10 protein-coding genes and 1 pseudogene are annotated in these 12598 nt (G+C 75.4%); 4 read left to right on the forward strand and 7 right to left on the reverse strand.

From position 1 onward, the window contains the following. Window positions 1-137 precede the first annotated feature (137 nt). The 4 genes and pseudogenes from trpB (at window position 138) to lgt (ending at window position 4482) form a co-directional block, all read left to right on the forward strand. Entirely contained in the window at window positions 138-1394 is a 1257-nt protein-coding gene (gene trpB, locus MTF69_RS02710; RefSeq protein WP_243330286.1) for a tryptophan synthase subunit beta, read from the forward strand. Beyond that, window positions 1391-2203, forward strand: coding sequence for a tryptophan synthase subunit alpha (gene trpA / locus MTF69_RS02715; protein WP_243330287.1), 813 nt, complete (start codon window positions 1391-1393; stop codon window positions 2201-2203). Before trpB ends, trpA begins: the two co-directional genes overlap by 4 nt. A gap of 140 nt (window positions 2204-2343) precedes the next feature. Then, window positions 2344-3129: pseudogene (locus MTF69_RS02720) on the forward strand (DsbA family protein); the annotation flags it as partial. A gap of 330 nt (window positions 3130-3459) precedes the next feature. Then, window positions 3460-4482: a prolipoprotein diacylglyceryl transferase gene (lgt, locus tag MTF69_RS02725; RefSeq protein ID WP_243330288.1), complete on the forward strand. Its 1023-nt coding sequence runs from the start codon at window positions 3460-3462 to the stop codon at window positions 4480-4482. A gap of 63 nt (window positions 4483-4545) precedes the next feature. Here the strand turns inward: lgt and MTF69_RS02730 are convergent, their stop codons facing one another. Genes MTF69_RS02730 through MTF69_RS02760 form a run of 7 tightly spaced genes read right to left on the reverse strand, consistent with a single transcriptional unit; the run spans window position 4546 to window position 12057 of the window. Continuing rightward, window positions 4546-4692, reverse strand: coding sequence for a hypothetical protein (locus MTF69_RS02730; protein ID WP_243330289.1), 147 nt, complete (start codon window positions 4690-4692; stop codon window positions 4546-4548). A 35-nt stretch (window positions 4693-4727) separates the two neighbouring features. Then, window positions 4728-5552 carry a CoA ester lyase gene (locus MTF69_RS02735; protein WP_243330290.1) on the reverse strand — a complete coding sequence of 275 codons (825 nt, stop codon included), beginning with the start codon at window positions 5550-5552 and terminating at the stop codon, window positions 4728-4730. Next, the gene (locus MTF69_RS02740; protein WP_243330291.1) at window positions 5549-6787 is read right to left on the reverse strand and encodes a CaiB/BaiF CoA-transferase family protein; all 1239 of its coding nucleotides are present in this window, start codon (window positions 6785-6787) and stop codon (window positions 5549-5551) included. The genes MTF69_RS02735 and MTF69_RS02740 overlap by 4 nt, the downstream gene beginning before the upstream one ends. Continuing rightward, window positions 6784-7719 (reverse strand): ribokinase, encoded by a 936-nt coding sequence (gene rbsK, locus MTF69_RS02745; RefSeq protein WP_243330292.1) that lies wholly within the window; start codon window positions 7717-7719, stop codon window positions 6784-6786. The genes MTF69_RS02740 and rbsK overlap by 4 nt, the downstream gene beginning before the upstream one ends. Then, window positions 7716-9533 (reverse strand): ADP-ribosylglycohydrolase family protein, encoded by a 1818-nt coding sequence (locus MTF69_RS02750; RefSeq protein WP_243330293.1) that lies wholly within the window; start codon window positions 9531-9533, stop codon window positions 7716-7718. The genes rbsK and MTF69_RS02750 overlap by 4 nt, the downstream gene beginning before the upstream one ends. Continuing rightward, window positions 9530-10732: an ADP-ribosylglycohydrolase family protein gene (locus MTF69_RS02755; protein ID WP_243330294.1), complete on the reverse strand. Its 1203-nt coding sequence runs from the start codon at window positions 10730-10732 to the stop codon at window positions 9530-9532. Before MTF69_RS02755 ends, MTF69_RS02750 begins: the two co-directional genes overlap by 4 nt. Further along, window positions 10729-12057 carry an ADP-ribosylglycohydrolase family protein gene (locus tag MTF69_RS02760; RefSeq protein ID WP_243330463.1) on the reverse strand — a complete coding sequence of 443 codons (1329 nt, stop codon included), beginning with the start codon at window positions 12055-12057 and terminating at the stop codon, window positions 10729-10731. Before MTF69_RS02760 ends, MTF69_RS02755 begins: the two co-directional genes overlap by 4 nt. Window positions 12058-12598: the final 541 nt, after the last annotated feature.

The following is a 12598-nucleotide window of genomic DNA, read 5'->3' on the forward strand; positions in this document are numbered from 1 at the left end:
GTCCCCCCGAGCCGCCGGCTCCGGGGCGGGCCGCTCCGCACCCTCGTACGCCCATGCCCCAGCGGGGTGTGCGCGTCGCGGGCGGACGGCGCAATACGGTGAAGACATCCGCGTCGCATCCGTAGGAGTACCTGGGCATGTCCAGCGCCAGCAGTTTCTTCATCCCGGACCCCGAGGGTCACATCCCCAACGCCGAGGGCTACTTCGGCGACTTCGGCGGCAAGTTCATCCCGGAGGCGCTCGTCGCCGCCGTGGACGAGGTCGCCGTCGAGTACGAGAAGGCCAAGGGCGACCCGGCCTTCGCGGCCGAGCTCGACGACCTGATGGTCAACTACACCGGCCGCCCCAGCTCCCTCACCGAGGTGCCCCGCTTCGCCGAGCACGCCGGCGGCGCGCGGATCTTCCTCAAGCGCGAGGACCTGAACCACACCGGCTCGCACAAGATCAACAACGTGCTGGGCCAGGCTCTGCTCACCAAGCGCATGGGCAAGACCCGCGTCATCGCCGAGACCGGCGCCGGCCAGCACGGCGTGGCCACCGCCACCGCCTGCGCCCTGTTCGGCCTCGAGTGCACCATCTACATGGGCGAGATCGACACCCAGCGCCAGGCCCTGAACGTGGCCCGGATGCGCATCCTGGGCGCCGAGGTCATCGCCGTGAAGTCCGGCTCCCGGACGCTGAAGGACGCCATCAACGAGGCGTTCCGCGACTGGGTCGCCAACGTGGACCGCACCCACTACCTCTTCGGTACGGTCGCCGGCCCCCACCCCTTCCCCGCCATGGTCCGCGACTTCCACCGCGTCATCGGTGTCGAGGCCCGCCGCCAGATCCTGGAGCGCGCCGGACGCCTCCCCGACGCCGTCGTGGCGTGCGTGGGCGGCGGCTCGAACGCCATCGGCCTCTTCCACGCCTTCATCCCGGACGCGGACGTCCGCCTGGTCGGCTTCGAGCCCGCCGGGCACGGCGTGGAAACCGGTGAGCACGCGGCGACGCTGACCGCGGGCGAGCCCGGCATCCTGCACGGATCGCGCTCCTACGTCCTGCAGGACGAGGAGGGCCAGATCACCGAGCCCTACTCCATCTCGGCCGGTCTGGACTACCCGGGCATCGGCCCCGAGCACTCCTACCTCAAGGACGCGGGCCGCGCCGAGTACCGTGCGGTCACCGACGACCAGGCGATGCAGGCCCTGCGCCTCCTCTCGCGCACCGAGGGCATCATCCCGGCCATCGAGTCCGCACACGCCCTCGCGGGCGCCCTGGACCTCGGCAAGGAACTCGGCAAGGACGGCCTGCTCGTCGTCAACCTGTCCGGCCGCGGCGACAAGGACATGGACACCGCCGCCCGCTACTTCGACCTGTACGACGCCAACGCCTCCGAGGGGGAGACCAAGTGAGCGGCACCATCGAACTCCTGTCGGCCACCCTCGCGAAGGCGAAGTCCGAGGACCGTGCGGCCCTCGTCGCCTACCTCCCGGCCGGCTTCCCGACCGTCGACGGTGCCATCGCAGCCGTCAAGGCCGTCATCGCCGGCGGCGCGGACGTGGTCGAGATCGGCCTCCCGCACAGCGACCCGGTCCTGGACGGCGCGATCATCCAGACCGCAGACGACATCGCCCTGCGCGGCGGCGTCAAGATCGCCGACACGCTGCGGACCGTCCGCGAGGCCTACGAGGCGACCGGCGCCCCGATCCTGGTCATGACCTACTGGAACCCCATCGACCGCTACGGCGTCGAGCGGTTCACCGCCGAGCTCGCCGAGGCCGGCGGCGCGGGCTGCATCCTGCCCGACCTGCCGGTCCAGGAGTCAGCCCTGTGGCGCGAGCAGGCGGCCAAGCACGGTCTGGCGACCGTCTTCGTCGTGGCGCCCAGCAGCAAGGACGAGCGCCTCGCCACCATCACGGCGGCCGGCTCCGGCTTCGTCTACGCGGCGTCCCTCATGGGTGTCACCGGCACCCGCGAGTCCGTCGGCAACCAGGCCGCCGATCTGGTGCGCCGTACCCGCGCCACCAGCGACCTGCCGGTCTGCGTGGGACTGGGCGTCTCCAACGCCGCCCAGGCCAAGGAGGTCGCCGGCTTCGCCGACGGTGTGATCGTCGGCTCGGCCTTCGTGAAGCTGCTGCTCGACGCGCCGGACCTGCCCGCCGGGCTGGCCGCCGTCGAGGCGCTGGCGGGCGAGCTCGCCGAGGGCGTGCGCCGGAGCTGAGGCGTGCGCCGGGCCTGACGGGCGGCGCGTTCGATCGGGCAGCCGGACCCCTGAGCGGGTTCTGTAGCCCGATCGGGTGGAAGTAGGGGCAGGGAGGCACGAGAGTGCCTCCCTGCTTCGTTTGGCCGAACGTGAGCGACATGAACGACGGTGCGAACCGCGATGCGACGAAACGATCGGCCCGCGAGCGACTCCAGGTGGAGCGCGAGAAGCAGAAGGCTAGGGACAAGCGCCGGCGGACCCTCGTCGTGTCGGCGGCGGTGGTCGGCGTACTGGGGCTGGCGGCCGTCGTCGGCCTGATCGCGGCGAACGCGGGCAAGGGCGGATCCTCCGCCAAGGGCGGCCCGCTGGTCGCCCCGTCCGGGGCCACGGGCAAGGACGCACTCGCCATCCAGACCGGCAAGGGCGAGGCCCCCTCCACGCTGACCGTGTGGGAGGACTTCCGCTGCCCGGCCTGCAAGTCCTTCGAGACCAACTACCGGGACACCATCCACGAGCTGGAGGCCAAGGGCCTCCTCAAGGTCGAATACCACCTCGTCACCCTGATCGACGGGAACATGGGCGGCACCGGCTCGCTCAAGAGCGCCAACGCGGCCGCCTGCGCACAGGACTCCGGGAAGTTCGCCCCGTACCACGACGTGCTCTTCGACAACCAGCCCGAGGAGACCAACGACGCCTACGGCAAGAACGCCAAGCTGCTGGAGCTGGCCGGGAAGGTCGACGGACTGGACACCGCCGCGTTCCGCACGTGCGTCGAGGACGGGACGCACGACAGCTGGGTGAACAAGTCGCAGGAGGCCTTCCGTGCGGGCAAGTTCCGCGGGACCCCGACCGTGCTGCTCGACGGCACGGACATCTTCGCGGACCAGGCCAACCCGCTGACCCCGCAGAAGCTGAAGGAGAAGGTGGAAGCGGCCGGCAAGGGCGGCCCGGGCGGCGTGAAGGGCTCCCCGTCCCCGGCGGCGTCCGGCTCCCCGGCCAAGTCCAAGTCCGGATCCGGATCGGCGACGCCGTCGCCGTCCGCGTCGGGCTCGGCGAAGGCCTCCTCCGCCCGCTCGGGCACGGCCTCGGGCTCCTCCTCGTCCCCGGCCGCGCGCCCGGCCGGCCGCTCGGCCACGGGCGGGCCGGGCTCCGCCGACGCTTCCCCGGAGCACGCGGGGATGCCCATGGGGCACTGACGGCCGTCTCGATTCGGCAGCAGCTTGCCGGGCGGGTTGCGGTCACCACCGTCCGGCAAGGTAGCGTCGGGTCTTGCCATGAACCTTGCCTTCATTCCCAGTCCGTCGACGGGTGTGCTCGAACTCGGGCCGATCCCGCTGCGCGGCTACGCGTTCTGCATCATCATCGGCGTCTTCGTCGCCGTCTGGCTCGGCAACAAGCGCTGGGTCGCGCGCGGCGGTAAGCCGGGCACGGTCGCGGACATCGCCGTGTGGGCGGTGCCGTTCGGCCTGGTCGGCGGTCGCCTCTACCACGTGATCACCGACTACCAGCTCTACTTCGGCGAGGGCCGCGACTGGGTCGACGCCTTCAAGATCTGGGAGGGCGGCCTCGGCATCTGGGGCGCCATCGCGCTCGGCGCGGTCGGTGCCTGGATCGGCTGTCGCCGGCGCGGCATCCCGCTGCCGGCCTGGGCCGACGCCCTGGCCCCCGGCATCGCGCTGGCCCAGGCCTGCGGACGCTGGGGCAACTGGTTCAACCAGGAGCTGTACGGCCGCGCCACCGATCTGCCGTGGGCGGTGGAGATCACCGACGGCCCGAACCGGGTCGCCGGGACCTACCACCCGACCTTCCTCTACGAGTCCCTCTGGTGCGTCGGTGTCGCCCTCCTGGTGATCTGGGCCGACCGCCGCTTCACGCTCGGACACGGGCGGGCCTTCGCGCTGTACGTCGCCGCGTACTGCGTGGGGCGCGGCTGGATCGAGTACATGCGGGTCGACGAGGCCCACCACATCCTCGGCCTGCGGCTCAACGTTTGGACCTCGATCGTCGTCTTCGTGCTCGCCGTGACCTACCTGGTCCTGTCGGCGAAGCTGCGGCCGGGCCGCGAGGACGTCGTCGAACCGGACGCTGACTCCGTGGCCGGAGCCAAGGACGGGGACACCCCGGCCGGGGGCGGCGAAGCCGAGAGCGACGAGGCCAAGGCCGGTGCCAAGGCTCAGGACAAGTCCGCGGGCGACGTCGCCGCAGAGGCCGGGGACGACGTCACGGCCGACGCCGAGGGCGAAGCCGACGGCAAGGACAAGGACAAGGCCGAGGCCCCCGGGGCCAAGAAGCTCTGACCGGAGCAACGGTCGAACGGGAGGGGCGCCGCGCGGATGCGCGGCGCCCCTCCCGTTCTGCGTTCACCGGCGCGGCAACAGCGCGATCACCGCGCGCAGCAGCCGGACGTACGGACTCCAGCGCGCGGGCCGGGCGACCGTACCGGAGCAGGCCGGCTCGGCGCGGTCCAGGGCGTCCTCGGCGAGCGCGTCGTGCAGCCACCGGAACACCAGCGGCCGGCTGACCCGCGCCGGCGCCGTGTCGGTCAGGAGAGTACCGGCGCGTCCCGGCGGGACAGGGCCATGATCCGTTCCGCGCCCGCCAGCATCGCCGGGTCGACGAAGCGGCCGTCGGGGAGGGCCACCGCGCCCGGGGTGCGGCGGGCCGCGGCCACGATCTCCTCGGCGGCGCTGACCTCCGCCGGGCCGGGCAGGTAGGCCCGCTCGATCACCGGGAGCTGGCGCGGATGGATCGCCGCGCGCCCCAGGAAGCCGAGGGCGCGGCCCCGGGCGCAGGAAGCCGCCAGTGCCTCCAGGTTCCGGATGTCGGGGAACACCGACTGGGCCGGCGGCGCCAGCCCGGCCGCGCGGGCCGCGACCACCACCCGGGAGCGCGGCCAGTCCAGGCCCGACTCCGCGGTGACGCCCAGGTCGGCCCGCAGGTCGGCCTCGCCCAGGGACAGCCCGCGCAGGGCGGGGTGCGCGCGGGCGATCTCGTAGGCCCGTTCCACGCCGAGCGCCGATTCCAGCAGGGCGTACAGGGCCACCCCGGCGGCGCGGTCGGCGGTGGCGGCGATCTGCTCCGGCGAGGAGATCTTGGGCAGGCGCAGTCCGGCGAGGCCGTGGAGCCCGCCCAGCGCGCTGAGGTCGGCGCCGCCCCAGGGGGAGTCCAGGGCGTTGACGCGGACGTGGACCGGTACCGGGTGCGACCGGTCGCCGAGCAGTTCGGCGGTGGCGCCGCGGGCGTACTCCTTGCGGGAGGCCGACACCGCGTCCTCCAGGTCCACGATGACGGCGTCGGCTCCGGCGTGCAGGGCCTTGGAGACCACCTCCGGGCGGTCGCCGGGTACGTAGAGCCAGGTCAGGATCACAGCGCCCCCTCCGTGCGCAGAGCGGTGATCTCGGCCGGGGAGAGGCCGATCTCGGCGAGGACGGCATCGGTGTCCGCGCCGTGCGGGCGGCCCGCCCAGCGGATGGCGCCCGGGGTTTCCGAGAGCCGGAAGAGGACGTTCTGCATGCGGATCGGGCCCAGCTCCGGGTCCTCGACCTCGGTGATCGTGTCCAGGGCCGCGTACTGCGGATCGGCCATGACGTCCCGTACGTCGTAGACCAGCGCGACCGCGGCCTCGGCCTCCTCGAAGGCGGCCGTCACCTCGTCCGCCTTGTGGCGGGCGATCCAGCCGCCGACCGCTTCGTCGAGCACGTCCGCGTGACCGGCCCGGCCGGAACCCGACGCGAACCACGGCTCGGAGATCAGCTCGGGCCGGCCCACGAGCCGCATCACGCGCTCGGCGATGGACTGGGCGGAGGCGGAGACCGCCAGCCAGCGGCCGTCCAGGCTGCGGTACGTGTTGCGGGGGGCGTTGTTGGTGGAACGGTTGCCGGTGCGCGGCTGGACGTAACCGAGCTGGTCGTACCAGAGCGGGTGCGGCCCGAGGACGGTCAGGATCGGCTCGATGATCGCCAGGTCCACCACCTGCCCGTGCCCGGTGCGGTCGCGCCCGGCGAGCGCCGCCATCACGGCGTACGCGGTGGTCAGCGCGGCGATCGAGTCCGCGAGCCCGAACGGCGGCAGGGTCGGCGGCCCCTCCGGCTCCCCGGTGATCGACGCGAAGCCGCTCATCGCCTCCGCGAGGGTGCCGAAGCCGGGGCGGTGGGCGTACGGGCCCTCCTGGCCGAAGGCCGTGACGCGGGTCAGGATCAGCCGCGGGTTCGCGGCGGACAGCTCGGGCCAGCCCAGACCCCAGCGCTCCAGGGTGCCGGGGCGGAAGTTCTCGATCACCACGTCGGCGGTGGCGACGAGGCGCAGCAGGGTGTCCCGGCCGCCGGCAGCGGACAGATCGAGGGTCATCGTCCGCTTGTTGCGGCCCAGCAGCTTCCACCAGAGCCCGATGCCGTCCTTGGCGGGGCCGTGGCCGCGGGAGGGGTCGGGGCGGGTCGGGTGCTCGACCTTGACGACCTCGGCGCCGAAGTCGCCGAGGAGGGTGGCGGCGAGGGGACCGGCGAAGAGGGTGGCGAGGTCGAGGACGCGGAGCCCGCGCAGGGGCGGGGCGGCGGCGCCGCTCCCGGTCCCGGTCCCGGTGGTGTCCTGGCCGGTGGGGGTCACGAGGCGGCTCCGGGCTCGGGGTCGGTCGTGGGGCCGGAAGCGGAGAGGGCGAAGGCGTCGGTTTCCGTGCGGGTCGGCATCGAGTCCTGGGCGCCGGGGCGCTGCACGGACAGGGCGGCGGCCGCCGAGGCCCAGCGCAGGGCTTCGGGCATCGGCCGGCCCTCGCCCAGGGCGACGGCGAGCGCGCCGACGAAGGTGTCTCCGGCGGCGGTGGTGTCCACGGCCCGTACGCGCGGCGCGGGCAGGGTCAGCGGCTCGCGGCCGCGGGCGGCGTACAGGACCCCGGCCGCGCCGAGGGTGACGACCACCTCCGGCACGTCCTGGAGCAGGGCCGCCGCGGCGCGGTGGACGTCGGTGAGCCCGGTGAGCGCGGCGGCCTCGTGTTCGTTGGGGACCAGAAGGTCGGTGGCGGCGAGGAGTTCGGCGGGCAGCGGCTGGGCGGGGGCCGGGGTGAGGATGGTCCGGACGCCGCGGGCGCGGGCGGCGAGGGCGCCGGCGAGCACGGCCTCCAGGGGCAGCTCGAGCTGGAGGAGCAGGGAGTCGGCGGCGCCGATGCGGGCGGCGTCGCCCGGTTCCAGGGAGGTGACGCGGGCGTTGGCGCCGGGGATGACGACGATGCTGTTGCCGCCCTCGTCGTCCACGGTGATGTGCGCGGTGCCGCTGGCACCCTCGACGGTGCGCAGGGCCGCCGTCTCGACCCCGGCGCCGGTGAGCGCGGAGCGCAGCCGTACGCCGAACTCGTCGGCCCCGACCGCGCCGATCATCACCACCTCCGCGCCCGAACGGGCCGCGGCGACGGCCTGGTTGGCGCCCTTGCCGCCGGGGACGGTGCGGAAGGAGCGGCCGGTGACGGTTTCCCCGAGGCGGGGGGCCTTGGCCACGTAGGCGACCAGGTCCATGTTGGTACTGCCGAGCACGGCGATGGCCGTCATGAGCGGGCTGCCTCCTGTGCGGTGAGGTGGGCGAGGGTGTCGAAGCCGATGCCGTCGAAGCCGGGGACGGTGGTGGCGAGGCGGTTCTTCAGCGGGGCGGTCCAGCGGTGCGGGATGGCGTCGGGGGAGCCGGCGATCAGTCCGGCGAGGGCGCCCGCGGTGGCGCCGTTGGAGTCGGTGTCCCAGCCGCCGGAGACGGCGCGGCAGACGGAGTGGGTGAAATCCCCGTCTGCGTGGGTGAGGGCGGCGGCGATCACGGCGGTGTTGGGCACGGCGTGGACCCAGTGGTAGTGGCCGTAGCGGGCGTGGAGCAGGTCGACGACGGTATCGAAGCCGGCGGCGGTGTCCCGTGCGTCCGAGGCCGTCCGGATGCCGAAGCGCACGGCCTCGGCGAGGCGCGACCGGGGCGGTACGGCGGCCAGCCCGGCCCGGAGCGCGGTGTGCACGTCGGCTTGGCCGGTGGCCGCGGTGGCGGTGGCGGCGGCCACGAAGGTGGCGGCGTGGGCGCCGTTGCCGGTGTGGGTGAGGGCGGCGTCCCGGTACGCCTGGGCCGCGGCGGCGGCCGGGGCGCCCGGGTTGGTCCAGCCGTGCACGTCGGCGCGGATCAGGGCGCCGATCCATTCGCGGAAGGGGTTGTGGTGGGTGGCGGTGGCGGGGGGCTCCAGACCCTGGAGGAGATTGCGGTACGCGACCCGCTCGGCCGTGAAGGTACGGCCGGCCGGGAGTTCGTCGAGCCAGAGCCGGCCGACGTCGGCGGTGGTGAAGCCCTTGCCGTGGCGCTGGAGGAGGAGCAGGCCGAGGAGGGGGTAGTTGAGGTCGTCGTCCTCGGGGGCGCCGTCGATGTTCTCGGCGAGGGAGGTGGGCGCGGAGCGGCGGTTCCAGGGGTGGGCGGCGAGTACCTCCGGTGGTACGCCGCGCTCGGTGAACCAGTCGGCGAGCGGCCAGTTCCCGGCGGCCCGGGCCAGGGCCCGGATCCCGTGCAGGGGCAGCTTCTCCACGGGCTTCCCGAGCACGCAGCCGACGGCGCGGCCGAGCCAGGCGGCCTCCAGCCTGCGGCGCAGGACGGGGTCGTGGGTGGCGGTGGCGTGGCCGCCTGCGACTCCGGCGGGAGTCGTGTCGGGGGTGGGGGAGGGTTCCCCCACCCCGCCCCTTCCCGAAGCCGGGGGCAGGTCCCCGGATCCCGGGGCCTGGGCGGCACCGTGACCCGGGGGGTCGGGCCACGGGGGCGGTTCGGCGGGTGTGGGGAGGGCCGCGAGGGCTGTCAGGAGGTCGGTGGCCAGGGCTCGGAGCTCCGGTGGGGCCGGGGTGGGGGAGGCGCCCGCCCGGGTGGGGGCGAGGTGGCCGCCCGCCGCGAGCCAGACGCGCAGCAGCGGCTCCGCGGCCTGCCCGCGGCCGTCCTCGGCGGCCTGCCGGAACTCGTGGCCGACCAGGTCCTCGGGCTGGACCCAGGTCAGCCGGAGGGGGTCGCCGGGCCCAGATCCGGGCGGCTGGGCCGTCTCGCCGTGGGGGGTGGGTAGGCCCGGTTCGGGGGTGGGGGCCGTTTTGCCGGCGGGGGTGGGCAGGCTCGGGGGCGAGGGGGCCGGGGGCTTGCCTCCGGGTTCGGGGAGGGGCGGGGTGGGGGAAGTCTCGGGCCGGACCGGGCCGTGGGCCGGAGGTCCGGGGGCGGGCGTCGGCGGGGCCGAGCCGCGGGTCGCCGCTCCCGTGGCTCCGTGGGTGCCCGGGGCCGCGCGCGTGCCCAGGGGCGGGACGGTCGGCGCCGGGGCCGGGGAGGCCGACTTCGACGGTGGCGGCGAGGTCGGGGAGGCAGGACTCATCGGGGGGCCGTCAGAGCTGCGAAGGCGGCCTCGTGGGCGCGGCGGCGGGAGCGGTCGCGGGCGAAGACCTCCCGGGTGACCGAGGCCAGCGCGGACGCCGGAGCGTGCAGGTCCAGGCGGCTGGCCTCCGCGACCCGGTCCGCCCAGGCGGGCGGGACCGCCGCCCCGCCCGACAGGGCGCCCGCGATCGCACCGGCCATGGTGGCGATGGAGTCGCAGTCCCGGCCGTAGTTGACCGCGCCGAGCACGGAGGTCTCGTAGCAGCCGTCCGAGATGAGCAACATGCCCAGTGCCACCGGGAGTTCCTCGATGGAGTGCAGGCGCGAGGGGCGCCGCGCGCCCAGGGAGGGCGTGCGGTAGTCCGGCCCGACCGAGTCGTACGGGGCGACCGCCGCCCGGAGGGGGGTCAGCGCCGACTCGAAGTCCCGGTGGCCGGCGGCGACTTCGCAGACCGCCGCGATGGCCGCGCGGGTGCCGTCCTTGGCGAGGGAGAGGGCCGTGTCGACCACCGTGGCGGCCGTCGCCCCCGGCACGCAGGCCGCGGCCACCGCCGCCGCGAACACGCCCGCCGCTTCCCGCCCGTACGAGGACTGGTGCGCGCCGGTGACGTCCAGCGCCTCCGCGTACGCCCCGGCAGGATTGCCCGCGTTGACGAGGCCGACCGGCGCCATGTACATCGCCGCGCCGCAGTTGACGATGTTGCCGTTGCCCGCCTCCCGCGGGTCCGCGTGCGCGTAGTGCAGCCGGGTCACGATCCACTTCTCGGCGAGGAAGATCCGCTGCAGGGGGAGGGCGTCCGCCTCCAGTTCCGGGATCCAGCGGGGGGTGGTCATCAGGTCCGGGACCAGGTGCTCGGCGATCGCGTACGCGTCCAGGTGGTCCCGTACGGCCTCGTAGACCCGTACCAGCGCGTGCGTCATCAGGGTGTCGTCGGTGACGTGGCCGTCGCCCTTGTGGTACGGGGCGATCGGGCGGGCCGTACGCCAGTCCTCGTGCCACGGCCCGACGACGCCGCGCACCCGGCCGCCGTGCCGCTCGACGATCTGTTCCGGTGTCCAGCCCTCCACCGGGCCGCCCAGGGCGTCGCCGACGGCCGCGCCGACGAGGGCGCCGGTGATCCGGTCGTCCAGGGTGGGGGAGGTGGAGGTGGAGGTGGAGGTGGTGTCGGGGGTGGGGTCCACGGGGGTCAGGGTCGTCATGTCCGGGGCTTTCCTTGGGGCTTGGGTGAGGTGAGTTCCGTACGGGTGAGCAGCGCGGCCAGTTCGACGAGGTCGGTGCCCGCGAGGCGGGGGAGGGCGCAGCCGGAGAGGGTGCGGCACGCTTCGCGCCAGGCGGCGGGGAGCGAGTCGCCGCCGCCGAGCGCGCCGGTCAGCGCGCCGGCGAGGGCGGGGGCGGAGTCCGCGACGCGCGACAGGCAGGCGGCGGCCGGGACCGCCTCGCCGACCCGGCCGCGGGCGGCGGTGGCGAGGGCGAGGGCCACGGGGACGGTTTCCGCGGCGGCGATCCCGTAGCTGTAGACGTGGTCGACGATCTGGTGCTCCAGGAGCGGGACGATGGCGAAGGCTCCGCCGGTCGTCTCGGCGCGGGCGAGTTTCACCGCGTGCCGGGCGTTGCGGCCGATCTCGGTGGACTCCGGGAGCTGCGCCAGGGCGGCGTCGACGGCGGCGTCGGTGTCCGCTGCCGTACAGGTCCCGGTGGAGGCGAGGGCGGTGGCGATGGCGGCGGCCATGGCGCGGGCGCCGTGGACCCCGTCGCCGTCCTGGGTGTAGCGGGCGTCGAACTCGGCGAGGTCCGCGGCGGCTTCGGGGTCCCCGGGATGGACGACGGCCAGGACGCAGGCCCGGATGCAGGCGGCGTCGTCGAAGTAGTGCGGGTTGTCGTGGCCGGTGGCGGGCGGGCGCAGGCCGGCGGCGAGGTTGCCGAGGCCGGCGCGGACGGAGATCCGGGCACGGAGGGGGAGGACGGCGGACTCGACCTCGGGCGCGCGTTCCGCTGCCGCGGCGACCTCGCTGGCCAGGGCGTTCCAGGCGAGGTCGATGGCGGCGCGCATGCGGCGGGACCGGGAGAGGTCGCTGAGCAGCACGCCGGCGGCGGTGAGGACGGACTCGGCGGCGAAGGCGGCCCACTCGGCGTCGTCGGAGGGGCCGAGGCGGAGCGGTTCCGGGGGCTGGTTGAGGGCGATGGGGACGGGGAGGGTGGTGGTGGCGTTCTGCTCGGCGAAGGTGTCGAGCTCGCGGGTGAGGCGGCGGGTCCACTCGGGCATGCGGCTGGCCCGGTGGCGGGCCGCGGGCCACCCGGCGGCGTCGCCGGCGGCGAGCCCGAGCAGCAGGCCCTCGATCCGGCGGGGCCCTGCGGGGGCGGGCCTGGCGGCCGCCGGCTCGGTTCGGGGCTCGCCCGTGGCGGTGGCCGTGGCCGTGGCCGTGGGCGGGGCCGTACGGGGCTGCGCGTCCCGCGGGGCGGGTCCCGACGGGGCGGTGAGCGGGCCGCCCGTGGCCTGCGCCGGGGTGGTCCAGGCCCCTGGCAGGGCGTTGCGGGCCGACGCGTGCGGCGGGGTGGCGGGCTGGCCGTACGCGGCCTCCGCCGGGGTGGTCCAGGCCCCTGGCAGGGCGTTGCGGGCCGGCGCGTGCCGCGGGGTGTCGGGCTGGGCGTACGCGGCCGCCGCCGGGGCGGTGGGGGGCTGCGCAGCCCCGCTTGCGGCGTCGGCCGCCGGGGTGTCTCGGCCGGAGGGGCTCCCGTCGGGGGGACGGACGTCGCCCCGGGGGCGCCGGCCGGGTGCGTGCGCCGGACCGGCGGTACGGGCCTGCGTGCGCGGCGGGGCGTCGTGCCCGGCGGGCGGCGGCTCCGGGGCGGGGGGACTCTCCCCGTACCCGCCCCTTCCCGAAACCGGGGGCAGGCCCCCGGGCCCCCGAACCGGCGCGGCCGTCACCTCCGCCGGCCCGGCGGCGTCGCCCCGTAGCGCGGTCGCGGCTCGGAGGAACCCGGGCACCGGCGTGCCGGCGATCCCCCGGCCCAGGGGGTGGCCGTGCGGGGCCGGGCCGACGGGGGCGCCGTCCTGCGGAGTCGGC

Source organism: Streptomyces sp. AP-93 (assembly GCF_022808175.1).
GTDB lineage: Bacteria > Actinomycetota > Actinomycetes > Streptomycetales > Streptomycetaceae > Streptomyces.